Annotated in this window: 23 protein-coding genes; 9 read left to right on the top strand and 14 right to left on the bottom strand. The window is 60.7% G+C overall.

The genetic code is table 11. The features are described from left to right. The first annotated feature begins 220 nt into the window (after nt 1–220). Together AC1DUP_RS17445 and AC1DUP_RS17440 are read left to right on the top strand one after the other, a co-directional pair. Nucleotides 221–2,386 carry a TonB-dependent receptor family protein gene (locus AC1DUP_RS17445; RefSeq protein WP_477833387.1) on the top strand — a complete coding sequence of 722 codons (2,166 nt, stop codon included), beginning with the start codon at nt 221–223 and terminating at the stop codon, nt 2,384–2,386. Nucleotides 2,387–2,637: 251 nt separating this feature from the next. Beyond that, complete coding sequence (locus AC1DUP_RS17440; RefSeq protein ID WP_113311748.1) at nt 2,638–2,925, top strand: hypothetical protein; 288 nt, start codon at nt 2,638–2,640, stop codon at nt 2,923–2,925. Nucleotides 2,926–2,958: 33 nt separating this feature from the next. On the opposite strand, the gene zwf is transcribed toward AC1DUP_RS17440, so the two are convergent. Then, entirely contained in the window at nt 2,959–4,467 is a 1,509-nt protein-coding gene (zwf, locus tag AC1DUP_RS17435; RefSeq protein WP_113509706.1) for a glucose-6-phosphate dehydrogenase, read from the bottom strand. A gap of 146 nt (nt 4,468–4,613) precedes the next feature. On the opposite strand from zwf, the gene AC1DUP_RS17430 reads away from it, so the two are divergent. Then, a complete protein-coding gene (locus AC1DUP_RS17430) occupies nt 4,614–4,808 on the top strand; it encodes a hypothetical protein (protein ID WP_477833385.1) in 195 nt (64 codons plus the stop codon). Then, nucleotides 4,805–5,224: a LysE family translocator gene (locus tag AC1DUP_RS17425; RefSeq protein ID WP_477833383.1), complete on the top strand. Its 420-nt coding sequence runs from the start codon at nt 4,805–4,807 to the stop codon at nt 5,222–5,224. Before AC1DUP_RS17430 ends, AC1DUP_RS17425 begins: the two co-directional genes overlap by 4 nt. Before the next feature lie 59 nt (nt 5,225–5,283). Here the strand turns inward: AC1DUP_RS17425 and AC1DUP_RS17420 are convergent, their stop codons facing one another. From AC1DUP_RS17420 to AC1DUP_RS17400, 5 genes are all read right to left on the bottom strand, one after another. Beyond that, nucleotides 5,284–5,991: a hypothetical protein gene (locus AC1DUP_RS17420; protein ID WP_113509708.1), complete on the bottom strand. Its 708-nt coding sequence runs from the start codon at nt 5,989–5,991 to the stop codon at nt 5,284–5,286. Nucleotides 5,992–6,211: 220 nt separating this feature from the next. Then, the gene (gene tam, locus AC1DUP_RS17415) at nt 6,212–6,982 is read right to left on the bottom strand and encodes a trans-aconitate 2-methyltransferase (RefSeq protein ID WP_113509709.1); all 771 of its coding nucleotides are present in this window, start codon (nt 6,980–6,982) and stop codon (nt 6,212–6,214) included. A 16-nt stretch (nt 6,983–6,998) separates the two neighbouring features. Then, nucleotides 6,999–8,558 (bottom strand): TerC family protein, encoded by a 1,560-nt coding sequence (locus tag AC1DUP_RS17410; protein WP_477833380.1) that lies wholly within the window; start codon nt 8,556–8,558, stop codon nt 6,999–7,001. Nucleotides 8,559–9,000: 442 nt separating this feature from the next. Next, nucleotides 9,001–10,737, bottom strand: coding sequence for a COG3904 family protein (locus AC1DUP_RS17405; protein ID WP_477833378.1), 1,737 nt, complete (start codon nt 10,735–10,737; stop codon nt 9,001–9,003). Nucleotides 10,738–10,892: 155 nt separating this feature from the next. Beyond that, the gene (locus AC1DUP_RS17400) at nt 10,893–11,360 is read right to left on the bottom strand and encodes a cupin domain-containing protein (protein ID WP_477833595.1); all 468 of its coding nucleotides are present in this window, start codon (nt 11,358–11,360) and stop codon (nt 10,893–10,895) included. 282 nt (nt 11,361–11,642) lie between these two features. Here AC1DUP_RS17400 and AC1DUP_RS17395 point away from each other — a divergent pair, with 282 nt between their 5' ends. Then, complete coding sequence (locus tag AC1DUP_RS17395) at nt 11,643–12,461, top strand: sugar phosphate isomerase/epimerase family protein (RefSeq protein ID WP_477833376.1); 819 nt, start codon at nt 11,643–11,645, stop codon at nt 12,459–12,461. 55 nt (nt 12,462–12,516) lie between these two features. Here AC1DUP_RS17395 and tet read toward each other — a convergent pair whose 3' ends face one another. Continuing rightward, entirely contained in the window at nt 12,517–13,695 is a 1,179-nt protein-coding gene (gene tet / locus AC1DUP_RS17390; protein ID WP_477833374.1) for a Tet(A)/Tet(B)/Tet(C) family tetracycline efflux MFS transporter, read from the bottom strand. Nucleotides 13,696–13,772: 77 nt separating this feature from the next. Between tet and tetR the strand changes: the two genes are divergently transcribed. Further along, nucleotides 13,773–14,384, top strand: coding sequence for a tetracycline resistance transcriptional repressor TetR (gene tetR / locus AC1DUP_RS17385; protein ID WP_113311749.1), 612 nt, complete (start codon nt 13,773–13,775; stop codon nt 14,382–14,384). 3 nt (nt 14,385–14,387) lie between these two features. Here the strand turns inward: tetR and AC1DUP_RS17380 are convergent, their stop codons facing one another. Next, nucleotides 14,388–15,296, bottom strand: a complete 909-nt coding sequence (locus AC1DUP_RS17380; RefSeq protein WP_477833372.1) for an adenylate/guanylate cyclase domain-containing protein — start codon at nt 15,294–15,296, stop codon at nt 14,388–14,390. Between the two features lie 106 nt (nt 15,297–15,402). Beyond that, nucleotides 15,403–16,443, bottom strand: a complete 1,041-nt coding sequence (locus AC1DUP_RS17375; RefSeq protein ID WP_113300262.1) for a zinc-dependent alcohol dehydrogenase family protein — start codon at nt 16,441–16,443, stop codon at nt 15,403–15,405. 250 nt (nt 16,444–16,693) lie between these two features. Here AC1DUP_RS17375 and AC1DUP_RS17370 point away from each other — a divergent pair, with 250 nt between their 5' ends. After that, nucleotides 16,694–17,581, top strand: coding sequence for a branched-chain amino acid aminotransferase (locus tag AC1DUP_RS17370; RefSeq protein WP_477833370.1), 888 nt, complete (start codon nt 16,694–16,696; stop codon nt 17,579–17,581). A 97-nt stretch (nt 17,582–17,678) separates the two neighbouring features. On the opposite strand, the gene AC1DUP_RS17365 is transcribed toward AC1DUP_RS17370, so the two are convergent. From AC1DUP_RS17365 to AC1DUP_RS17355, 3 genes are all read right to left on the bottom strand, one after another. Beyond that, complete coding sequence (locus AC1DUP_RS17365; protein ID WP_477833368.1) at nt 17,679–18,875, bottom strand: adenylate/guanylate cyclase domain-containing protein; 1,197 nt, start codon at nt 18,873–18,875, stop codon at nt 17,679–17,681. 31 nt (nt 18,876–18,906) lie between these two features. Then, entirely contained in the window at nt 18,907–20,544 is a 1,638-nt protein-coding gene (locus tag AC1DUP_RS17360; RefSeq protein ID WP_477833366.1) for an MDR family MFS transporter, read from the bottom strand. 77 nt (nt 20,545–20,621) lie between these two features. After that, nucleotides 20,622–21,836 (bottom strand): HlyD family secretion protein, encoded by a 1,215-nt coding sequence (locus AC1DUP_RS17355; RefSeq protein ID WP_477833364.1) that lies wholly within the window; start codon nt 21,834–21,836, stop codon nt 20,622–20,624. 137 nt (nt 21,837–21,973) lie between these two features. Between AC1DUP_RS17355 and AC1DUP_RS17350 the strand changes: the two genes are divergently transcribed. Next, nucleotides 21,974–22,876: a LysR family transcriptional regulator gene (locus AC1DUP_RS17350; protein ID WP_113300265.1), complete on the top strand. Its 903-nt coding sequence runs from the start codon at nt 21,974–21,976 to the stop codon at nt 22,874–22,876. Nucleotides 22,877–22,927: 51 nt separating this feature from the next. Here the strand turns inward: AC1DUP_RS17350 and AC1DUP_RS17345 are convergent, their stop codons facing one another. Continuing rightward, a complete protein-coding gene (locus AC1DUP_RS17345; RefSeq protein WP_477833362.1) occupies nt 22,928–23,899 on the bottom strand; it encodes an NADP-dependent oxidoreductase in 972 nt (323 codons plus the stop codon). A 153-nt stretch (nt 23,900–24,052) separates the two neighbouring features. Beyond that, nucleotides 24,053–24,736, bottom strand: a complete 684-nt coding sequence (gene gstA, locus AC1DUP_RS17340; RefSeq protein WP_115035526.1) for a glutathione transferase GstA — start codon at nt 24,734–24,736, stop codon at nt 24,053–24,055. A gap of 110 nt (nt 24,737–24,846) precedes the next feature. Here gstA and AC1DUP_RS17335 point away from each other — a divergent pair, with 110 nt between their 5' ends. After that, nucleotides 24,847–25,455 carry a TetR/AcrR family transcriptional regulator gene (locus tag AC1DUP_RS17335; protein WP_113311711.1) on the top strand — a complete coding sequence of 203 codons (609 nt, stop codon included), beginning with the start codon at nt 24,847–24,849 and terminating at the stop codon, nt 25,453–25,455.

Below are 25,455 nucleotides of genomic sequence, written 5' to 3'. Positions count from 1 at the left end.
ACTGTCGGGGTTATCGCATGACGTGCCTGTTCAATTGCAGCAAGACGGCGATACGCCGTCCTTTCGCCTATGAGACCGTGCCCAGACACCGGCGCCCGCCGAGCGGCTAATATCAGATAGTCATCCAATAAAACCGTCACTTGCACTGGAATGCCCGGCATTTCCGGCATGGCGGCCTGTTGTCGAAATTCTCCTTTTCAAACGCCTACGGAAAATCCCCATGTTTGCCCCCAAATTCCAAGGAAAGCATCTCGCTCTCACCGTCGCCCTTCTGGCCTCCGCTACATCGGCACTCGCACAGGAAGCTGCCAGCGGTGTGACCCAGCTCGAAACGATCGAGATCACCGGCAACTGGCTGGAGGAGCCGAACGAGGACAAGGTGCTGAAACATCCGGGCGCCCGGACGATCCTGGATCGCGAGCAGTTCGAAGAGCGTGGCGCACAGGATATTCGCGATGCGCTGAATCAGATCCCCGGTGTTCAGGTACAGGAGGCCAACGGCACGGGCGGCAGCGATGTGTCGCTGAACCTCGGGGTACGCGGTCTGACCTCGCGCCTTTCGCCGCGCTCCACCGTGCTGATGGATGGCATTCCGCTGGCCTATGCGCCTTATGGCCAGCCGCAGCTTTCGCTCTTCCCGCTGACACTCGGCAACGTCGAAACGATCGACGTCGTCCGTGGCGCAGGTTCCGTGCGCTACGGACCGCAGAATGTCGGCGGCATCATCAATTTCGTCACGCACCCGATCCCGGAGGATTTCACCGCACGCTTCTCCTCGGGCGCAGAGATCGCCGGTAACAACGGCCACGTGAAGGCGACCCCGAACTTCCTGATCGGCGGCACGAATGATGACGGGCTCGGCGCTGCGATCCTCTATTCCGGCATCCATGGCGAGGGTTATCGCGACGCCAACGACCGCACCGATATCGACGATATCATCGCCAAGGGCAGCTACGAGTTCTCAGATACGGACAAGCTCGGCATCCAGTTCCACCACTACGAGGGTGAGGGCAAGATGCCCGGTGGCCTGACGAGCGCCCAATATGATGCCGATCCGTATCAGTCCACCCGTCGCTATGATGATTTCAGCGGCCGCCGCAACGATATCTCGCTGCGCTACCAGCATGATGACGGCGATAACAATTTCGAAGTGCTGACCTATTATGTGGATTCCTTCCGCACCAGCAATGTCGAGCAGCAGGGTACGGGCGCCAGCGCCGGCCTCTACCGCCTGACCTCGGCCCCGCGCAGCTACAGCTATTTCGGCATCGAGCCGCGCTATTCGCGCCTGATCGAGCTCGGCGGCATTACCCAGGAAGTGACGGTCGGCTATCGTTATCTCTGGGAGGAAAGCTCTGAAGTCGCCGCCCGCTCGGCTTTTTATAACAGGGCCTCGGGCATCAATCCGGCCACGCGTGCCGCGCCGACCTACCAGACGAGCGATGGCGGCACGATCGCGCATGCCTTCTACATCGACGACAAGATCGAGATCGGTGACTGGACCATCACACCAGGCATTCGCTATGAGATGATCAGTACGCACAACGATGTCGTGAATTTCGCCACCAGCGGCGCAGTCACCAGCGCGATCTCTCCCTCGGTCGAGGCGAACGAAGCCCTGCCGACATTGTCGGCGTCCTACCGGCTCACCAACGAGTTGACCGTCTTCGGCAATGTCGGCGTCTCCTTCGGCCCGCAGCAATATAGCCAGCTTGCCTCCACCACCGACGGCCTGCATCCGGAGAAGGCAACCACCTACGAAATCGGCCTGCATTATGAAGGCGACAACTGGAATGCCGAGCTGACGGCGTTTAATATCGATTTCGACAAGGAGCTTTATCTCGGCCGTACAATCGTCGGCGAAGGCATCTGGACCGATCTCGGCGCCACCCGCCACCGCGGCATCGAGTTCGCCATCAACTATGATATCGGCGATGTCGTGCCGACGCTCGACGGCCTGTCGCTGTCTGCAAGCTATACCTATACGGAAGCGACCTATCAGGCCGGCGCCTTTGAAGGCCGCGACCTGCCGTTCTATTCGCGTCAGGTCGCCTCGCTCGGCGCGCGTTACCGCTACGACGACTGGATCTTCAATGCCGACCTGCAGACGCAGTCAAAGCAGCATTCGCCGGGATCTGCCGATGCCGGCGCGACCTATGTGACGGAAGAGGATGCGACGGGCCGCCTGGGCGATATTCCCGGCTACGGCACCGTCAACCTGCGCGTCGCCTATCAGCCGGAAGACAGGAAGAGTGCGCCGCAACTCGCCTTGGGCGTGAAGAACCTGTTCGACAAGGAATATTTCACCCGCTCGACGGACAATAATGGCGGCAAGTTCGTGGGCCAGCCGCGCACATTCTTCGTCAACGCATCAATCGCCTTCTAAGCATGTCGCGCAAAAGTGTGCAGCGGTTTTGCGGTAACGATATGCGAAAACAAGAGCCTAAAGCGTGGCAAGCGAATCTGAAAGATCGCGACGCGCTTTAATGGTCTGATCAATCCATTCGCCGGATGGAAATCAGCGCTGACCTTTCCTAGATTAGATGATGCCGGATCTTTTCACCGACGGCCGGATCGGCTGGAACGATGGATACCCAAATCCCGTTTCATATCGGCCAGATAAGAAGGAATATGATCATGCGTACGGTTATTGCAGCAGCCTCGATCATTCTCCTCGGGTTCGCCGCTCCGGCCTTTTCCCAGGCCCTCGGTGATATGGACTATTCCGGCCGCTTCGGCGGCATGCCGCCCGGCACGGTGCCGGACGCGGAATCAAGTAATACTTTTTCGATTCCGCTCGATCCCGTCGAGAGCGACAATATCACCGTCGTCATTCCGTCTGACCGGACGGATTGCCCGCGGCACGGCACGCGCGCCTACCGCACGGCCGAACGCGACGGCACGTTGACAGCAGCGTGCCGCTGACGGGATAGTATAGAATGAAAGAAGCAGGAATGGCTATTTGCCGTCCCTGTGCAGGATCACGCCGAGTTCATGCCACTCGCGGCCGTCGCGCTGAATAAGCTCGTCGGCGCAAGTGGGTCCCATGCTGCCGGGAGCGTAGGGGTCCGGGATACGGTCATCCTTTGCCCACTCTTCCAGAAAGGGCTGAACGGCGGCCCAGCCGGCCTCGATGCCGTCGGCGCGCTGGAACAGTGTCTGGTCGCCGATAAACAGATCATAGAGCAGGGATTCGTAACCGGTCGTCTTGCCGATATCGAACTTGTCGGCATAGCGGAAATCGAGCGACACCGGCACGGTATCGACCGATTGTCCCGGCGACTTGATGGAGATCTCCATGCTCATGCCTTCGTCTGGCTGAACCTGAATGACCAGCCTGTTCGGCGGCAGGTGGCGGTTGGCTTCCGTTTCACGGAACTGCGCGAAAGGAACGCGCTGGAAGGTGATGACGATTTCCGTATCGCGCGCCGTCATCGCCTTGCCGGTGCGCAGATAGAAGGGGACGCCAGCCCAGCGCCAGGTATCGGCATAAAGCTTCAAGGCCACATAGGTCTCGGTCTTACTGTCAGGCGAAACGTCCTTTGTCTCGCGGTAAGCGGGCAGGTCGTTGCCATTGAGCGGACCCGCGGTATAGGCGCCACGCACGCCATTCGCCTTGGCTTCTTCCGGTGTATAGACGCGCAACGCCTTGAGCACCTTGCTCTTCTCGTTGCGGATCGCTTCGGCATCGAAACTGTTCGGCGGCTCCATGGCGATCATCGCCAAAAGCTGGAACAGGTGGTTGGGAATCATGTCGCGCAACGCGCCGGTCGCATCGTAGAACTTGCCGCGCGTGCCGACATCGACGATCTCGGAAGCAGTGATCTGAACGTGGTCGATATAGCGGTTGTTCCACAGTGACTCGATCATCATGTTGGCGAAGCGCGCCGTCATCAGATTCTGCACCGTTTCCTTGCCGAGGAAATGGTCGAGCCGGTAGACTTGGCTTTCTTCGACCTGAGCGAGGATGCGCTCGTTCAAGGCGCGGGCCGAGGCAAGGTCAGTACCGAAGGGCTTTTCGATCGCTACACGGCGGAAGCAGCCCTCGCTCTCGTTCATCAGCCCGAGACCGGCAAGTTTCTCGACGATCGGCCCGAAGAAGGTCGGCGGCACGGCGAGATAGAAGGCGGCATTGCAGGTCTTGCCAAGGCGCTTGCCGATTTCGAGGAAGATGTCGTCTTTGGTGAAATCACCCTGCAGATAGGAAATCCGCGACCGCAGGCTCTCCCAGGCCTCATCCTTGTCAGTCGCTTCATCGCCCTCGAGATGGCTGAGAAAAGCGTCAAGCCGCTGGCGCAGGAACTCATCGTCACCGGGCTCGATGCCGACGCCGATAATGTCTAGGTCCTTGCCGACAAGGCGACTGCGCGTGAGGTTGATGATGGCCGGAACCAGCAGTCGCCGTGTCAGGTCGCCGGTGGCGCCGAAGATGACGAGAGTGACGGGCGGGGTGGGGTGAGCGTCCATGTGCCATCTCCTGCTGGATTGTCCGGCCGAATATAAAGCGCTCCGGCTGCGCCGCAAGCACCTTGCGGTTCAACGATAACAAGCGTTTGACACTACGTCGAAATCACATAAAGATATACAGATATCATTATGTGATTGAGGGCTCTATGGTCGATCTCGTCAGTGCAGGCTTCTTCGTCATGGCCGCCTTGGCGCTTCTCTGTTCGCCGGGCCCTGCCATCGCTGCCCTTCTGGCGATTGGACGTCTCCACGGGATGGTGACGGGCCTGCGTTTCTATCTCGGTCTGCAGATCGGTTTGGCCGTTGCCGCCGCCGCGCCGCCGCCGGCCTGCTATCGTTGATTGAGGCAATCCCACTGGCAATGCTGGTGATGACGGTCGCTGCCACCCTCTATCTCGTCTGGCTGTCCTGGAAGATCGCCTCTGCGCCAGTCGGCGCCGATCTCTCGGCCGCACGGCGGCAAGCCTCGCCGACCATCGCCGGCGTGCTTGGCCTCACCAATCCCAAGGCCTATATCGCCTTCGCCTCTCTTTTCGCCGCATACCGGCTCTCGCAGGATGGCGCGCTGGACATGCAGGCCAAATGGGCACTCTGCGTCCTCGTCATGATCGTCGTCGATATCTTCTGGCTGTGGCTCGGCGTTGTTCTCGGCAAAGTGCAAATGGAGCCGTCGAGCGAACGGGTGCTCAACATCTGCTTTGGCCTCGTTATTCTCGCGACCGCGATCTTGTCGCTGATCGAGCTTTTGGGAGCCTGACATGAAAAGGCCATTGCGGAAGGTCTTTCCGCAATGGCCCTCTTACGATGATGGATGGCTTACGCCTTGGTGGCAGGCTTGTCCGTGGTCGTGTCGGTGGCCGGCTTGGATGCAGATGTGTCAGTCGCGGGCTTGTCACCTGTGCCGCTGGCCGGCTTCGTCTCGGTCTTTGCCGGCCAGGTGATGTAATAATTCTGCGTGCCGACCTGGCCGAAATAGACCTCGTTGCCGGTGCCTTTCTCGATGAAGCTGCCGTTTTCGCTTCTGACGAGGCGCGCATGGGAGTCGCGCTGCAGATGGTCGCGCAGGAAGTTATTCCAGTCGTCGGTCTTGATGTCGGTGCCCTTCTTCTGGTCGACATCGGCTTCCTTGGGATCGGTCACGTCCCAGGCCTTGATGGAAACGCCCTGGGTCGGATCGGTGACCGTCAGCTGGCCCTTCTTGAAGGCGGCAAGCATGGCGGCTTCCTGGCTGCCGGGGCCCTTGGCATCTGCCGCAGCCGTCATGTTCTGGCGCAGCAGCGCCATGAAGGAGGCGGTGGTGATATCGGTGCTGGCGGTGGTGTTGCCGGACGCGTCCGTGGACCCCGTCTTGCCGGAGTTGATCTTGTCGAGCATGACCGACAGCGCCGAGCGGGACTGCGAGGGAAGGCTGGAATAGTCATGATCGGTCGAGCTGCTGGAACTGCTGTCGGAGGAGCCGCTCTTGATCACCTGCAAGGCTATCTGCGCTGTCTGCAGCCGGATGTTGGAAACAGAAGAAACCATCTCAAAATCTCTTTGTCAGGCCCCGCACATGATGGCGCAAAGGCGTTTAATGGATAGCGATCGATGTCGGTAACATCGCGAAAGCACGTCTGGATTGAGAAACCCCAGGACGAACCGCTATACTTCAAACTTTGCGTGTGGCTTGCGGATGGCTGAGAAAGCTTCGCCGGCAGCAATCACGCAGATCGCTGCCGGCGCTAAAAATGCTGGGGTTTCCCGGTCAGGCCTTTACGGCCACCATGAAGAGCCGCGGGAACTTGAGCAGCACCTTGCCATCGGCTGCCTTCGGATAGACCCGGTCGATGCGTTCGAGATAGTCGGCGAGAAATGCCTCACGATGCTCTTCACCGGCATGGTCGAGATAGGGGCGCAGGCCCGTTGCCTTGACCCATTCGACGATCGCAGCGGCATTGTCCATCGGATGATTGTAGATCGTGTGCCAGATGTCGACGCGGGAAGACTTGGCGATCAGCCGGCTGTAATAGGTCGATGGCGGCGGCAGCATGTTGCGACGAGCGCTCTTCTTCTCGAAGGCGGCCTTCCATGGACCGGCATGTGCCGTTTCCTCCATCATCAGATGGCTCGGCTCGCCGAGATTATCTGGCATCTGCACGGCAAGCACGCCACCCGGTGCCAGTCCGTCCATCAACCGGTCGAAGATGTCGAGATGGTTGGGCAGCCACTGGAAGACGGCGTTGGCAAACAGCAGGTCTGCCGGTTCGGAGGGCTGCCAGATGGAAAGGTCGGCTTCGACGAAAGCCGTGCCCGGCAGGCGCTTGCGGGCCGCCTCCAGCATGTTCAGGTCGCTGTCGAGGCCGGATACATTCTGCGCGCCGTAACGATCGATGATCAGCTCGGTCGAATTGCCCGGCCCGCAGCCGAGATCGACCGCGTGGCGAAGCTCCGTCAACGGCACCTGCGCCAGCAGGTCGCGCGCCGGGCGGGTGCGTTCATCCTCGAATTTCACATATTGGCTGGCTGACCATGCCATCGTTTTTCTCCTGAAATCAGGCCACGTTCTCGACGCGGCGGATGCGAACTTTGTCGATGTTGCGGCCATCGAGCTTGACCACCTCGAAGGCCAGATCGCCGGCGGTGAAGGCCTCGCCTTCATGCGGCAGATGCCCGAGACGCCAGAGGATGAAGCCAGCCAGTGTCGAATAGCGGTCGGCATCGTCAACGAGGTCGTCATCGAGCAGCTTGGAAGCGTGGCGGATGTCGATCCAGCCATCCACCGTCAGCGCGCCGTCACCACCGCGCTCGATGGTCAGCTTCTCCTCGTCTTCGTCGGGGAATTCCCCGGCGATCGCCTCCAGAATGTCGGTCGTCGTCACGATGCCTTCCAGATCGCCATACTCGTCGAGGATGATGGCGATTGCCTGACCGGACTGACGCAGCAGTTCCATGAGTTTCAGGGCGCTGAGGCTTTCATGCACCACAAGTGGCTGGCGAATGGAACGCTCCGGATTGATTGCGCCCTCCTGGATGATATCGCGCATCAGGTCGCGGGCGCTTGCCACACCAATGAATTTGTCGAGACTGCCGCGACCGACGGGAAAGCGCGAATGGCCAAGCTCGACGATCCGGTGCTGCAGTTCCTCCGCCGGCGCATCGAGGTCCAGCCACTCGACGTCGATGCGCGGTGTCATGATCGATTTCGCCGGCCGCCCGGCAAGCGCCAGAACGCCCTGGATCATGTCCTTTTCCTCCGACGAGAAGACATCCTCCTCTGCCGTCTGCTCGCCGATCAGTTCGGCGGTCGAGCCGAGCGTCACCTGCGGGCGCTTGCCGCCGAGCAGGCCGAGCACGGCATCGGCGGTACGCTCGCGGATGTTGGTCGGGGTGATCAGCCGCTCGCGGTTGTGGCGCGCGAGCTGATTCAGCGCCTCGATGGTCACCGAGAAGCCGATCGCCGCGTAGAGATAGCCCTTCGGCAGGTGGACGCCAAAGCCTTCGATGATCAGCGAGAAGCCGATCATCATCAGGAAGCCGAGGCAAAGGATGACGACGGTCGGGTGCTTGCCGACGAAAGAAGTGAGCGGCTTCGACAAGAGCAACATGACCCCGACTGCGATGATGACGGCGATCATCATGACCGGCAGATGCTGCACCATGCCGACGGCGGTAATGACGCTGTCGAGCGAGAAGATCGCATCCAGCACGACGATCTGCACGATCACCTGCCAGAAGACGGCATGGATGATCTTCTTGTCGTCATGCTCAACATGGCCTTCCAGCCGCTCATGCAGCTCCATCGTACCCTTGAAGAGCAGGAAGAGGCCGCCGACGATCAGGATGACGTCGCGCCCCGAAAGGTCGAAACCCAGAATGGAGAAGAGCGGCGTCGTCAGCGTCACCACCCAGGTAATGGAGGCAAGCAGCCCCATGCGGATGACGAGCGCGAGCGCGAGGCCGACGAGCCGCGCCTTGTCGCGCTGATGCGGCGGCAGCTTGTCGGCGAGGATCGCGATGAAGACGAGATTGTCGATGCCGAGAACGATCTCGAGCACGATAAGCGTGGCCAGACCAACCCAGGCGGAAGGGTCGGATATCCAGTCGAAGAACATCAGGTGTTAAATGCGGCCGCTGTCATGAATGGCCGCTCCTCTAAGGTGAAAAGAATGGGCCACCGGCCCGATACCGATGGCATCAGGAGCTTGATCTGTCGCGATAACCTGGAGATGAGCCACGCCTTGCGCAGCCTTGATACACCTGAACGTAAGCGGGAAGAAACACGCTCGCTACAACAGTAATCTCCGCCATCGTCGGCCGGAATCTCCCGGCTGTTGGAGGCGGGACTAGTACTGGAGGGATCGCTGTCAGGCATGCCGCAATTCTGTCGATGAAACGTATCCGGCGCAAGAGGCGCCGGGCAAAATCCTTATAGGGCCGTTCTATGACAGTTTTCAGAGGAGAGGGATCGGCCGCAAGGGCCGACCCGATCAGGCGACAGCCGGATCACCGCGTCGACGCTTCGAGATTTCCGACCCTCGACATGAATCGGTAAGTTCAGCGAAGGTTTTCCTCTATCGGCTTGTAACAGACTTCGGTGTCGCCGATCTCAGTCTTGCTGATGGGCTTCCACGTATTGCCGTCGAAGTCGAAGAATTCGACGAAACATTTATTGACATCGTAATTCAGCCACTGAGTGGCAACAAGGCGGCTGTCCCGGCTATATTCCAAATTCAAATACAGGTTGTCTTCGCCACCACGAGGGAAAGATCCCGGGCGGCCTGTCTGGTTGTTGGCGACTATGACGAAGGAGCACCCGGTACCGCAACCAATCTGAATAAGCGTGTAGCGTCCGGCAAAATTCGGTCCTTCGCGCATTCCCTCGCGGATGCGTGTTCTGAAATTGTTGAAGTCTCGGTCACGCCCTTTGAAGTCCGGCAACACTGTCTTTCCGGTAAACCGGCTTTGAATTGGGAAGTCGGATGCGTTTGGCCGCTTGACCTTAGTTGCCGCAGACGTTGCGGCGACCGCTCCGTTTTCTTGAGATGATGCGACGTCGCAAGCATGCCACTCCATCTGATACCCGTACTCGCCTTCACGGCCATAACACCAGCCCACAGCCTGGAGCTTCGTTCCGATGGCCTCGCGCTTGTTGCAGGCGGCCAGCGTCTCAGCAGAATCCCCGCTGCCGCCTCGGCACGTAGTATTCTGCTCTTGCCATTGCGATATCAGGCGAATGGGTTGGGACGCGCCCTTGTCGGTCTCTATGACTTTGCCCGTCTCCGAGATAATAGTTCCGGCCCTCTGGTCCCAAACCAGAGAGAATTCCGCCGTACCCGAAGATACGCGGTCACCCACATCGCGCTTTGCGTACCAATCAACGACGCCGTCTATCCTGCAGGTCTCGGAGCAGGTTATCCGCGCCGACCCGGGTTTTATACTATAGGCCCGGATCGGCCACCTTGATGCGAAGTCCCGCTTTTCACCGATAACGACCGCCTTGGGGGTCGGCTTCCCATAAAAGTCCACTGTGTCGGCGTAAGCCTCCTCCATAAAAACAACCGCTTCGGCGTTCCCGTGGGACCATGCGCTGTAGTAGGCAGTAACAAAGACGAGGGCCCTCTGCTCTATCGTCAGTGGAGCGAATTCAGCATTTGCCGAGGGCGGGACGGTGGTCGGAGCAGCTCCGGGCGATGCCGCCCGCTCCGGCAGGGCGGGCAGGCTGCCCCAAGTGACCTTGTAGTTCTGCATTTCTTTTGCAGTGAGATATCGCATGTCATCGCTGGGAACCGATAAGCTAAGCTGGAGCAGCTTGGGATCGACATCCATCTCGATGAGGTATGTCATGATCTCTGCGGTCATCGCCTGAACCGCGGCGACGGCGGCATTGCCTTCGATATTGCTCTCCGGCGAGAAGGAAGACTGGTGGACGCCGATCGCGCCTGGGTCCGCTTCGCGGTTCACGCCGCCGACAAACGCCAGCGCACAGGCAGAGGCACATTGTGAGGACCGGAGCTGCAGAGTTGATAATCCTAGCGAGCGGATCATTCTCCCATAGGCCATCGCAGAGAGAACGTGGCCGCCATTACTGTCGAAGGTGATTACTCTGGCTCCGCTTGCCGCAGCTTCGCGGGCAAGCAGTTCTGGATTGTCGGATTTGCTAAATTCACCTTTGAGGAGGAGAACTGGAACGGAATTATCAATCGGCACACGCTCTATTGTAATGTCTGCGCATGCGTTTCCGAACGGGGTAAGGAATGCGAAGAACCCAAAAACGACACTGCGCAGAAACACGATTACAAATCCCCAACCACGGCGAAGTATATGCTAGCGCATCAACTGCTGCGCGCAATATTGAAAGCAGCGGTTGGGTCGTCAAATGGGGAATGTGTTTAACGCCGGCGTGATGCCTCGACGATCTCTTTGCCTGCAGCTGCGGCGCATGCGACCTACGCCGCCAGGATCGTGATCCCATGGGCGTTTGCGGCTGCCCGCATGCGCGCTACCGTCTCCGGCGACGGGCTGCCCTGCGGCTGCTCGGTGGCGCCCTCGGTCTCGATGAATTCGGCCATGTCGCTATCGACGATAGCCGAAAAGACCGCAGGGACGGTTCCGTTGTTGGAATAGCCATGCACCATGAAGGGCGCGATGGTGACGATGTCGCCTTCGCTCGCTTCGATCTCTTCCGGCCCGGTATCTGTGAGCCGCCAGATCGTCAGCGTGCCCTCGATGATCCTGAAGACTTCCGGGCTTGCATGGGCATGGCGCGGCGTGCGCCCGCCGGGCTCCACCGTCACGTCGAATATGTTGAGCCAGTTGCCAGTGAGGCGAGCCCGTCGCTCGACCTTGTCGCCCAGCACGAAGAAGCTTTTTGCCTCCGTCCGGGCATCTGTTTTCACAAATGAGTTGGAAATGATGTCACTTTCTTGTTCTTGCGGGGCGGTCCGATAGACCTTTGCGGCCGTTTTGGCAACCGCCGTAAAATCAGGGAAGGGCGAGCGGAGGTGGCTTTTGCGCGCTCTCGAGCCCTGAAACCGACGACGATCATATCGGTATGGCCTTCCCGCTTCGCAAGTGCGACAGGTTGGCAGCCGCTGTTTCTGGGATACCGGCCTGTAATATCGGCGACACAGAAGAGGCGCATAGAACGCGCCGATCCTTCCCCGCCAATCAGGCCATACCATCAGCGGAGCAACCACATGTCTTCACTTCCCGTCGTCGGCGCAGCCATGACGATCGACGAACTCGAAAACCATCGTGACTGGCTCTTCGAAAAGTCCCGCGATCTCGAGCTGCAGAGCTTCGTCAATGCAGAGGTGCTGAACGGCGACTGGACGCCGCGTGCCGATCACGTCAAGAAGCTGCTCGACGGCTACAAGGGCCGCGTCGGCATCCATGGCCCGTTCTGGGGCTTCATCATCGCCTCGCAGGATCCGGATATCCGCGCCGTCGTCTCCCGCCGCATGCTGCAGGGCCTCGATGTCTGCGCTGCGATCGGCGGCACGCACATGGTCGTCCATAGCCCCTACACGACCTGGAGCTACAACAACCTCGACAATAACGAAGGCGAACGCGAAAAGATCGTTGAATACTGCCATCAGACGATGCGCGAGGCGGTGAAGCGCGCCGAGGAAATCGGCTGCACCCTTGTCATCGAGAACATCGAGGACAAGGATCCGCATATCCGCGTAGCCTTGGCGGAAAGCTTCAACTCGTCGTCCGTCGCTGTCTCCATCGACACCGGCCATGCGCATTACGCTCACGGCTATACCGGCGCTCCGCCGGTCGATTATTACGTTCACGCCGCCGGCAACCGCCTCGGCCACGTCCATCTGCAGGATGCCGACGGTTATGCCGACCGCCACTGGGCGCTCGGCGAAGGCACCGTCAACTGGCGTGCGGTTTTCGCAGCGCTTGCCAAGGTCGAAAGCAATCCGCGCCTGATCATCGAGATCAAGGACAAGTCGAAGATCATCGCTTCGGCCGAATACCTGGCCTCGATCGGCGTCGCCCAATAACAGCGTCAAGTAATCGGAACAGGCGGCGGGATGATTATCTCGCCGCCATCCACTTTCAGGCCGTGGCATCCTTCGGCCGGCGGGTGAAGGCGACCGGCAGGCAGAGCACGTAGAAACCCGCGCCCAGCACCCAGACAAGCCCCGGAAAGATATCGCGCGAGGCGAAATAAACAGTGCTGATCGCCAGCGGCCCGATGATCGAGGCAAGGCTCGTCGTGCTCGCGAGCAACCCCTGTACACGTCCCTGATGATCGCTGTCGACGCGCGCCGTCACCAGAGATTGCAGGGCCGGCGCACCGATACCGCCGAGGCAGAAGAGAGGCATCAGTAGGAATGCCATCCATCCCTCCGTCAAAAGCGCGATGATGATATAGGCCGCACTGTCGGCGACGATGCCGATCAAGAGCGTCCGGTGCTCGCCCCATCTTTCGCTGATCGGCCCGGCGATGAAGGCTTGCACGATGGCATGGAAGAAACCGAAGGCGGCAAGCGAGATGCCGACCATCATCGGCGACCAGGAAAACTTGTCCTGCCCGTAGAGAACCCAGATCGTGCCGCCGACTTCGCCGACGAGCGCCAGAATGAAATAGGCGCCGGCAAGCGGCAGCAGCAGCCGGTAGCCCATTAGCCAGCGGAAATGGGCAAGCGGCGAAAACTCCTGTTTCTCCGCGGCCGTGCCAGATCTACGCGTCTCCGGCAGCAAGAATAGCGCCATCAGCAGGTTGGCGGCATTGAGCGCGGCAGCGGCGATGAAGGGCAGGCGCACGGAGAACTCTCCGAGCACGCCACCGATCGCCGGCCCGGCAATGAAGCCGATGCCGAAGCAGGCGCTGAGCTGGCCGAAGCGGCGCGTGCGCTCCGCATCGTCGGTGATATCGGTCACGCAGGCCGCGGCCACCGCATTGCTGGCGCCCGTAATGCCGGCGATCGCCCGGCCGATGAAGAGCAGCCACAGCGACGGCGCTGCGGCCATGAACACGTAGTCGATCGCCGCGCCACCGAGCGATAGCATCAGGATCGGCTTGCGGCCGAAGCGGTCCGACAACGAGCCGAGCACCGGCGAGAAAATGAACTGCATCAGCGCATAGAGGGCCAGGAAGGCGCCGAATCGCCATCCGAGATCGTCGGTATGGCCGACATCCTGAAGCAGCCGCGGAAAGATCGGCAGGGTCAGGCCAATGCCGGCGGCATCGAGGATTACGGTGGCATAGACGACGACTAGCGCTTTCTTCATTGGATCGGCTGAAAATTTATCACTGATAAGTTCCTTATCGCTGATAAATTGAGATGGCAACAGGGAATTCGAAAACGATGAAAGTGGATCGGGCGCAGATCGTCGACGAAGCGCTGAAGCTCTTGAACGAAGTGGGCATCGATGCCCTTTCCACCCGCATGCTTGCCGAGCGGCTGAATGTGCGCCAGCCCGCCCTCTACTGGCACTTCAAGAGCAAGCGGGCGCTTGTCGAGGCGATGGCCGAGGAGATCATGGCGCGGGGCCACACACACGACTGGCCGGCCTCGGCAGATGACTGGCGGGAATTCATGCTCGACAATGCCCGCAATTTCCGCCGCACGCTCTTGAGCTACCGCGACGGTGGCCGGGTGCATGCCGGTACTGAAGCCGATCCGCAGGATCTTGCCAATATCGAAGCCCATATCGCGATCCTCGTCAAATCAGGCATGGAGGTGGAATTCGCCATGGAATTGCTCGTCGCGGTCGATCGCTACACCGTTGGCTGCGTCATCGAGGAACAGGCCGACCCACCGCCGGAGCAGGAAAAGCTCGATGCCGCTGCAATCGCTTTCCCGCTGACGCGCCGGGCGATTACGCATTACCGCAACTACGGGCACGAAGCCTTCTTCGAAGCCGGGTTGCAGATGATGATCGACGGCGCCGCATTTCGGTTGGCGCGACACGCCTGAGCCTCAGTCGCGCATCGCCCAGCGGATGCCGGCGGCGACCGAGAGCCCCAGTAGCGGCCATATTGCCCAGAAAGTTCCTTGCCATGTCAGCATGTTGATGGCGATCAGGCCAACCCCCACGATGGCAAGTGCTGCGATGCGCTGATCGAACCGGTCTTGAATACGCACCCATGTCATGGCCGCCAGAAAGGCGAAGGCAAGTAGCGGCCAGACGGCCCAAAACTCACCTTCCCAGCTGGCAATATTGATGACGACGAGCATGGCGCCGATGACGGCCAGGATGCCGCCGAGCTTGTTCAGCCTGCCGCGCGGGGCTGGCGCCGGTCTTGACCTCGGCCTCTCGACGGGGCGGTCGGGAACGGATGCCGGCTTCTGCGGCTCTGCGCTGACATGGCCGATGCGCACGGCATAACTCGGCACGGCATCGGCGACATTCTTCATATCCAGAGGCCCCAGAAAGTCGAAGCCGACGGCCACCTTGTTTCGCACCTGGTCATAGACTGTGTTCGAGATCACGATCCCGCCGGCCGGTGCCGAAGCCTGCAGCCGCGCGGCGATATTGACGCCATCGCCATAGATATCCTCGCCTTCGACGATGACATCGCCAAGATTGATGCCGATGCGGAAGAGCATCCGCCCATCCGTGGGTCGCGCCGCATTCTTGCCGGCAAGCTCGTTCTGTACGTCGATTGCTGCCCGAACCGCTTCGACGACGCTTGGGAAGTCTGCAAGCAGCCCGTCTCCCCAGGTATTGACCACCCGTCCGCCATGCGAGGTGATCAGGCGGGACATGGCGTCGCGATAATGCTTCAGCATCGCGAGCGTGCCTTCCTCATCCTCGCCCATCAAACGCGTATAGTCCTGCACGTCGGCCGCAAAGATCGTCGTCAGCTTGCGTTGTGTTTCGCTCATGGACTCCCCCATCGCCGCCGGCGGGCCGGTGGCTTCGTCACAAATAGGTGGGGTCGCAACCTCGTATCCGGTAGTCCGCCCTGGCGCAAACTGCCGTCCCACCATCCTAGAACTGCGTAATCACGCTGATACCCGTACCCTCGGCCTTGTCGAGCGCCATCAGCGCCGGCACTCCCTCCGCAAGGCTGATACGCCTGCCGATCAGTTTCTGCGGCGCAATCCTGCCTGCGGCGAGCATCGCTAGCATGGCGTCATAGCGCCACGCCTGCATGCCATGACTGCCGTAGATTTCCAGTTCGTGGCCGATCACCTGCGCCATCGGGATCTGTGGTGTGGAATGCTCGCCGAGCATCAAGCCCACCTGCACATGACGGCCGCGCCGGCGCAAATTCTTGATCGAATTGAAGCAGGTGACGGGATGACCGAGCGCGTCGATGGACACGTGCGCGCCGCCCTTGGTGATCTCGCGCACGGCTTCCGGTACGTCGCCAACTGCGGAGGCATTGATCGTTGCCACCGCCCCGCACTCACGCGCAAAGGCCAGCTTCTCCACGGAGATATCGATGGCGATCGCATTGGCCCCAAGCGCGCTGGCGATCATGATCGCCGAAAGGCCGACACCGCCGCAGCCATGCACCGCAATCCACTCGCCCGGTCCGGTGCGCGCCTGATCCGCAACGGCGCGGAAGGAGGTCGCAAAGCGGCAGCCGAGGCTTGCCGCCGTCGCGTCATCCACGCTCTCGGGCAGATGCACCAGATTGGTATCGGCATAATCGATGCCGACATATTCGGCGAACGAACCCCAATGAGTGAAGCCCGGCTGGAACTGGTTGGGGCAGACCTGCTGGTTGCCGGAATGGCATTCGCTGCAGTGGCCGCAGCCGGAAACGAAGGGCACTGTCACCCGGTCGCCGACCTTGAAGCGCACCACGCCCTTGCCCGTCGCCACGATCTTGCCCGCAAGCTCATGCCCCGGCACATGCGGCAGGCGGATATCCGGGTCATGCCCCATCCAGCCGTGCCAGTCACTGCGGCAAAGCCCTGTCGCGCCGACCTTGATGACCACGCCATCTTCCGAAGGTGTCGGATCCGGGACGGTGCGGATCTCCGGCGCCTGTTCGAAGGCTTCGTAATACATGGCTTTCATCGGCTTCTCTCCTGGCCCCGCACACGCTTTTCCTTATCCATGATGACATGCGGCGGGGGGCTCGATCCAGTCGCCTATCCATCATTTTCCTTTATGGACCCATCGCTTTGGGACCAAGACACGCGCATCAATATTTCAATCCTAGCGCACTATCGGGCATTTTCTTGCTTCGATGTTTCAACCGTCAATTTGCGCTTGACCGTCCCCGGCATGGAGGATTTTGCTTTGCCGACTTCAGAAGGAGAGCGCCATGTCCGTCGATACGTCACCCCGCACGACCACCTGGACCTATGTCGAGGGAGAGTGGATTGCCGGCAACCCGCCGCTGATCGGGCCGACTTCGCACGCCATGTGGCTCGGCTCCACCGTCTTCGACGGCGCCCGCTGGTTCGATGGCATCGCACCCGATCTCGACCTGCATTGCCAGCGCATCAACCGCTCTGCCGTTGCCATGGGCCTGAAGCCGGTCAAGACGGCCGAAGAGATCGAGGCGCTTGCCTGGGACGGCGTGAAGAAGTTCGACGGCAAGACGCCGATCTATATCAAACCTATGTATTGGGGTGAGCACGGTTCGCCGGGCAGCGTCGTGACCGTTGATGGCGAATCCACGCGTTTCGCGCTCTGCCTGTTCGAGGCGGCCATGGGCGGCCACGGCGGTTCCTCGCTCACCGTGTCACCCTACCGTCGCCCGACGCCGGAAACCGCGATGACCGACGCCAAGGCGGGCGCGCTCTACCCGAACAGTGGTCGCGCGATTGCGGAGGCGAGAGGCCGTGGCTTCGACAACGCCCTGATGCGCGATATGAACGGCAATGTGGTCGAAACCGCGTCCTCGAACGTCTTCATGGTCAAGGATAGCGTCGTCTTCACCCCGGTCGCCAACCGTACCTTCCTCGCTGGCATCACGCGCCTGCGCGTCATCGGCCTCTTGCGCAAGGCCGGCTTCGACGTACGCGAGGCGACGCTCTCGGTCGAGGACTTCATGGGCGCCGACGAGATCTTCACAAGCGGCAATTATTCCAAGGTCGTCGGGGTCAACAGGCTCGACGGCCGCAATTTCCAGGAAGGCCCTGTCACCCGCAAGGCGCTCGACCTCTACATGGACTGGGCCTACGGCCGCGGGGGCAACGAGGAGTGAGTGATGTGTCGCGTTGCGGCAGTAATTGATCCAGTGGATCGATCGCAGTCACGAACGCCCTGAGCCATGCGAAGGGCTGAGTCAACGAGCGAGGGCCTCACTTCACCGTATAAAGCTCCACCTCGTCCGGAAAGCCCTTCAGCCGATGGCTTCCCACCGATACTGCGTCCTCCGGCTTTGCCTCTTCAATAAACGCCTCGGACATCAGCAGCGCCTCCCCAAGTTCGCTGCACGCCCCCTGAATACGGCTGACGAGATTGACGTCGCCGCCGATCAGCGTGAAGTCCAGCCGCCGGCCGGAGCCGATATTGCCGTAGCTGACTTCGCCGTGATGCAAGGCGATGCCGGCTTTGGCGCCGATGCCGTCATAATTGAAGCCATCCAGCGCTTCGACGATCGCTCGCGCCGCCGAGAGCGCTGCATTGCAGGTACGGGTGGCATCGAAGCCGGGAAAGAAGGCAAGCACCGCGTCCCCCATGAATTTCAGCACTTCGCCGCCTTCTCGCGTGATCGCCGGAATGACTCGGTCGAAATAAGCGTTCAGCAAGCCGAGCACCGTGTCTCCCGGCAAGCGGTTGGAAAGTTCGGTAAAGCCACGCAAGTCGCAGAGCAGCAGCGCGGCCTGCATGGTTTCGATCTCGCCCTGGCGGATGCGGCCGGCCAGAATGCGGCTTGCCGTCATCGGCCCGATATAGGTGTCGAGCAGGCTGAGCTCGACCTGACGCAGAATGCGGAGTTCGCTGGTATTGCGTAGCGCCGGCACGATACGTTCGATCACCTGCATTTCATGGGCGGTGAACCCGCCCGGCCGCTTGGTGCCGAAAATGGCGGCGCTGACGGGGCCGTCGGCGTTGCAGAGTGGGGCGATCATCAATTGCACGAGCTCGCGTCCGGTGAAGACGTCGAGATGCTGCCAACGACCATGCTGACTCTGGCCCGGTCCCACGATCAGCATCTCGCGTGTTTCGAAAACCTTGTGCAGCGGCGTGTTGGCGATGGCGAGGCGCGCGCCATGCTCGCGGTCATGGATCTCCACCGGTTCACCCGGCGCCCAGGCAATGGTGCGGCCGATGAATTCCGGGTGCAGGGTCATGAGATGCAGCGTCAGCCGATCGACGGGAACGCCGAGCGCCCGCAGGCGGCGGCCGAGACCGGAAACAAGTCCTGCCTCGTCGAGGGCATGACATTCGTCGCCAGTCAGCCATTCGATGAGGTCGAGCACGGCAGTCGTGTGGCGGCTGCCCGCGGGTGCCTTGGTTTCAACGGCATAGTCGATGTCGAGCAGGGTGGTCATGGGTGTTTCTCCTCCACTGGGGCAGGGGCGCTCAGTGAGCGCCTCCGCCGGAGATCTGGCTGGATTTCTTCAGAAGCAGGCTGGCAAGCAGGGCGATGACCAGGGCGACGCCGAGCAGGAAGAAGGTGTCGCTGAAGGCCATGATATTGGCCTGCTTGCGCAGCTTCAGCGCAATGGCAACGACCGCCTTGTGGGTGGCAAGCGCCTGATCGCTGACGCCGTGGCTCATGAAATAGGCGGTCATCCTGGCGACGCGATCGCGGGTAGCTTCCTCGAAGACGGAGACCGAGTTGGTCAGGATGTTCGAGTGAAACTGCTCGCGCTTCGACAGGAAGGTCTGCAGCGAGGCGATGCCGACCGCGCCGCCGAGATTGCGCATCATGTTGAAGAGGGCGGAAGCCGAACCGGCATTTCCCGGCTCGATGCCTGCGGTGGCGATCGCAGAGAGCGGCGTGAAGACAAGCGCCTGACCGACGGCACGCACGACATTCGGCCAGAAGAGCTGGTCGCTCGCATAGTCGCCCGTCATGTACACGTTCATGAAGTTCGAAGCGGCGAAGAGGGCAAAGCCGACGACGATCAGCAGGCGAATGTCGAAGCGCTTCATCAGGCGCGGCACCAGCGGAATCAGCAGCAGCTGCGGGATGCCGGTCCAGGCGAGCACCAAGCCGATCTGTTCGGAATTATAGCCCTGGATACGGGTCAGGTAGATTGGCAGCACGAAGACCGAGCCATAGAGCGCGATGCCCAGCAGAAAATTCGCAAGGATGCCGAAGCCGAAATTACGGCGGGCAAACAGGCGCAGGTTCAGCAGAGGATGGGCGGTCTTCAGCTCGATCACCAGAAACAGTGTCAGCGAAACCGCAGCGATAACCGAGAGGCGGACGATGAAATCCGAGCCGAACCAGTCTTCCTTGTTGCCTTCTTCCAGCACGGTCTGAAGTGCTGCAAGCCCGATCGCCATGGTGATGATGCCCGGCCAGTCACCCTTGGCAAGCAGGCCGAGATTCATTGGCGCACGGTCGAGCGAAGCCCAGAGCATACCCACCATCAGTGCGCCGGGCACGAGGTTGATATAGAAGATATATTCCCAGCCCCAGTTTTCGGTGAAGTAGCCGCCGATAGTCGGGCCGATTGCCGGTGCGAACGTTGCCGAAAGGGCAAAGAGCGCCAGGCCGATCGGCTGCTTGGCCTTGGGCAGCAGCGTGATGATGATGGTGAAGGCCATGGGGATCAGCACGCCGCCGGAAAAACCCTGGATGGCGCGCAGGATGATCATCTGCTGCAGATTGACCGCGAAGGCGCAGGCAACCGAGAAGATCAGGAAGAGCACCGCATTGACCAACAGATAGTTGCGGACCGAAAAGACCCGGGCGAGCCATGCGCTGAGCGGAATGACAACGATCTCGGCGATGAGATACGAGGTCGAGATCCAGCCGCCATCGTCAGTGCCGGCGCCGATGGCGCCCTGGATGTCGGCAAGCGAGGCATTGACGATCTGAATGTTGAGGATCGCCATGAAGGCGCCGAGCGTGGAGCCGACGACAGCTGTCCACATGCGAAGCGGGCTCATGGCGGGGTCGGCAGCGGGAACGGCCGTAGCGGAAACGATCGCGGCGCCAGGGCGCGCGACCGAGTTGCTGTTTGCGGCGATCTGAAGCGTAGCCATGACTTATCTCCTTCCCGCTCTGCGGAAAACTGTCTCATGACGCTGTTTGGGTGATGTCAGAGGAAGAAATGGAAGGATCATCCAGCAGGAGTGGATAATCCTTCCTCCTCGGCCGCGGAGGTCTGAGCGGCCTTGGTATCGATATCGGGGATGACAGACATGCCCGAGCGCAGCAGGCCGGCAAGGCGTTCGTCATCGATGACGATCTTGACCGGGATGCGCTGCACGATCTTGGTAAAGTTGCCGGTGGCATTGTCGGGCGGCAGGAGCGAGAATTCGAGGCCGCTTGCCGGTGAGACGCTGTCCACGTGGCCCTTGATGGCGACATCCGGGAAGCTGTCGACCTTGATCTCCACCGTCTGGCCGGGGCGCACGAAGGTCAGCTGCGTTTCCTTGAAGTTGGCAACGACATAGACCGCATGCAGCGGCACGACCGCCATCAGCTGCGTGCCCGAGGTGACGTACTGGCCGACACGGATCGAGCGCGCGCCGACCGTGCCGTCAACGGCAGCCACGATTTGCGTATAGGAGAGGTTTAGCTCGGCCTGGCTGGCAGCGGCTGCGGCGCGGTCGCGCTGAGCGAGCAGCTGCTCGCGCTGCGTCTGCAGCACCGGTACCTTATTCTCAGCGGCAACCAATGCAGCCTGATCGCGCTCGACAGCGGCGGCGGCCTGATCTTTCAGCGACTGGCTCTGCTCGGCGCGGGACTGCGTGCCGGCGCCGTTGGTGATCAGTCGGCTTGCGCGGTCGGCATCGGACTGGGCGAAGGTAAGCGAAGCCTGCGATGCGTTAAGCGTGGCGCGCGCCTGTCCGATGATCGACTGTTGCAACGCGACCTGCGCATCGAGATTGGTGACCGCAGCCTCGGCAGCCTTCACATCGGCCTTGGCCTGCGAGAGGGCGGCCTGGAAATCGCGATCGTCGATGCGGGCGAGAACCTGACCGGCCTTGACGGTATCGTTATCGTTGACGAGGACCTGCTTGATATAGCCGGCGACCTTCGGGGCGACGGTCGTGTAGTCGGCCTTCACATAGGCATCGTCGGTGGATTCGACGAAGCGGCCGACCGTCCAGTAGCGGTAGCCGAAATCGCCGGCGAAGGCGACGCCGGCAAGCAGGGCCGCGGCGAGGACGGCGCGCTTGATGAGTTTGCGGCCGGTCTTCTTCGGGGTTTCTGAGGTCGCTGCTGCTGCAGCCATTGCTTCCGCGGTCGGTGCCGAAGCTTCGGCGGTGGGGGCGGTTCCGGCCTGCTGGACGTTCTTGAAAACTTCGTTGCGGGGCAGTTCGACCATTGTCCTTCTCCATTCGTCTTGGCCCCGTTCGTGCGAAGCCCTGTTCGATGGGAGGAAGATGGACCCGGACATTGTTTCTGATAATCTGCTGTTTTCGGGAAAGATCATCAACTCTCAGCGGATAATCGAGGAGCAACATGGATCGGCTGACCAGCCTCACAGTCTTCGGTCGGGTGGTGGAATGCGGCGGCTTTTCGGCTGCCGCGCGGCGCCTCAACATGTCCGTGACCATGGTGGGCAACCATGTGCAATCATTGGAAGATCGCCTTGGAGTGCGGCTTCTGAACCGCACCACGCGTAAGGTCAGCCTGACCGAAACCGGCAAGTATTACTATGAGCGCTCGTCGCAGATCCTGGCCGATCTGGAAGAGGCGGATCGCGCCGCCGGCGCATTGAGCTCCACGCCGCGTGGCACGCTCAGATTCTATACGAGCAGCGCCATCGTCCGTTTCCTGTTGCCCGTCATCAATGAATTCATGACGCTCTATCCGGCGGTCCAGATCGATTTCAACATCGGCGAGCGGTCAATTGATATGATCGAGGACGGATATGATCTGGTGATCCGCACCACGCCATCTCCGGATTCGAGCCTCGTCGCGCGCAAGCTGACGCCATGGCGGCACTTCCTCGTCTGCTCGCCGGATTATCTCAAGACCCACGCGATGCCGACGACGCCGGCTGAAGTCGCCGAGCACAACTGCCTGCAATATGCCTATTATCCCTTTGGCGAGGAATGGCGCTTCGAGGATGCAGAGGGGCGGCTGGCGAGCGTCAAAGTGGGCGGCAGCATCATTTCCAACAGCGCGGAGACACTGCGCTATCTGGTACTGAATGGGCAGGGCATCTTCCTCGCCCCAAGCTTCGTCGTTTTCGAGGATCTGGAGGCCGGTCGCCTGGTGCGCATGATGCCGGATTATCGCGGCGTTGAGATCCATATCAACGCCGTCTATCCGAACCGCAGCCATCTTCCGACCAAAGTGCGGCTGTTCCTCGATATGCTGGTGGAGCGTTTTGCCGAACACCGCAAATGGATGGCGTGAAAAAGCGTCCGCCGGGACTGTTTTCTGCCGGACGCCCGTCCGAGGTCATTCTCACCTGACGTCCAACACGATCTTGCCCTTGGCATGCGCGCGTTTGCCTTCCAGCATTTCATGCGCCGCGATCGCCGCATCGAGTGGCAGCACATCACCGACATTGGTTTCGAGTTCGCCATCATCGACCATCGCAGCGATTTCGCTCAGCTCTTTCGTCGCGACCTTGACGAGGAAGAATAAGGCCTCGACGCCATGCGCTTTGGCGAGATCCTGATCTGGCTGCGAGACGGCGGAAATCAGCTTGCCGCCACGCTTCAACACCGGGAAGGAGCGTGCCTGGGTCTCCCCACCGACAAGATCGATGACTGCATTTACATCGCGGGCGAAATCCTCGAAGCGCTGGCTGCGGAAATCGACAACCACATCGGCGCCGAGCCGCTTGACGGTGTCGATATCGCCGCCGCTGGCTGTGGCGATCACCTTCAGCCCGGCCTTGCGGGCGAATTGCACGGCATAGGCCCCGACATTGCCTGCCGCACCGTGGATCAGCACCGTCTGCCCGGCGGTGAGCTTCGCGTGATCGAACAGCGCCTGCTTTGCGGTCGCCGCGATGACGGGGATCGAGGCGGCGTCGATATGGCCAATGCTTGCGGGCTTCAGGGCAATCATGCCCGCTGCCGCGATCGCATATTCGGCATAGGCACCGATGAAGCGGGGATTGGTGACGCCATAGACGGCATCGCCGCGGGTCACATGCGTAACACCGTCGCCGACCGCTTCGACCGTGCCCGAGAGATCGGAACCGAGCGTCAACGGCAGCGGTTGGGGCAGGGCACTGTTTCCCGAACGGATCCAGCCATCCCAGGGGCCGACACCGGCCGCGTGTACTTTGATCAGAACCTCGTCCTTGCCGGGCGCGGGGATCTCGATATCCTCGGCGATGATGGCGTCCGGCGGTCCGAATGCATGAACTCTGTAGGCTTTCATGGTTCTACCCGTCTGCGCGGCATTCTCCGCTATGGTGCTCATCGTTCGCTCCTTTGTATGAACCGGGCTTCCGGTTTCGATGGAGTGAAGATGCCGCCATCGAAGGCTTTCGATAATCCATGCTGCTTGGGAAGGATTATCAAGCATCGGAGGATAATCCGGTCCGGCGGTGCTACCCGCGGGACCGGCATCCTATCACGGCCGAACCGGAGAGCCGACATATCCGGCGGATTGGATATAGGCGATCGGCGCAAAGAAGTTGCCGCCGGCATTGAAGGCCATCAGCCCTTCCTCGCTCAACGCCGCCTGCACGGCCGGGCGGGCCGCAACACGCTTCATGAAGGCAGGAAGCGCGGGAAAACGATCGAGATCGATTTCTATCCAGGGCGACCAGTTCAGGCAGACGAAGAGATAGGCATCCGCGACAGTGAAATCCCCGCCGGTGAGATAGGGGCCGGTAAGCCTTGCATTGATCCAGTCGAGGCGCTTGTGAACGACGGCGCGCATTGCCTCATGTGCTGTTGCATAGTCGGCATTGAAGAGCATGGCCATCGGCTTGTGAAGTTCTGACGTGATGAAGTTCAGTAGGGACTGCACCTGATTGCGGCCAAAGCTGCCGATCTCGGGCAACATCTTTCTCCCGTCAGGAACACTATCGGCAAGAAACTGCACGATCGCCGGTCCCTCCGTCAGCACCTTGCCGTCATCGAGCACCAGCGCCGGTACATAGCCGTTGCCGTTGATACCGAGGTAATCCTCGCCGTTGCCGGTTCGATGCGTCTTTCGATCGACAGTGATGAGCTCGATATCGATATCCAGCTCCCGGCAGACGATATGCGGCGAAAGCGAACAGGCCGCTGCATGCATGTAGAGCCTCATGGGTTCCTCCTCCTGCGCGGTGCAAGACCGGCGCGCATCAATCCGTTGGACATTTGTACTATTTCGCATAAAATTTACCTGGTCAATTATTTTATGCGAAACGGTACAAAATGAGCGAGAAGAAACGCGGCCGCCCAAGGGCCTTCGATGCGAAAGTGACATTGGAAAAGGTGAGGGAGGTGTTCTGGGATCGGGGCTTTGCCGGCACATCGCTGGATACATTGAGTGCCGCCACCCAGCTCAACCGTCCAAGCCTCTACGGCGCTTTCGGTGACAAGGAGAATCTCTACCTTGATGCCCTGGAGGGCTATAGAGCGGAAAGCATGGGCGTGCTGGCAGACGCTCTCGATCCATCGCTGACGCTTCGCGAAAATCTAGCGCGTGTCTACGGTCGCGCCCTCGATATCTATCTTCATGGCGAAACGGCCGCACGCGGCTGCTTCCTCATAGGCACAGCAACGGCCGAAGCAATCCAGCACGAGCGCGTTCGGGATGTGCTGAACCGCAGCCTCAACGATTTTGACGGCGAGATCGAGAAACGCATGACGCTCGCTAGGGAGCGCGGCGAACTACCCGGTGGTGCCGATCCTCACATGTTGGCAAAGCTCGCCTCGGCCATCATGCATTCGCTTGCCGTCCGTGCGCGAGCCGGCGATAGCCGTGAAACGCTGGAGGCTTTGGCGCAGTCCGGCGTCGAGATGATCTGCGGAAAAGCCTGA

This window comes from Rhizobium sp. 01L419, assembly GCF_056400025.1.
The sequence above is the reverse complement of the archived record's forward strand: the minus strand, read 5'-3'. Positions and strand labels throughout refer to the sequence as shown.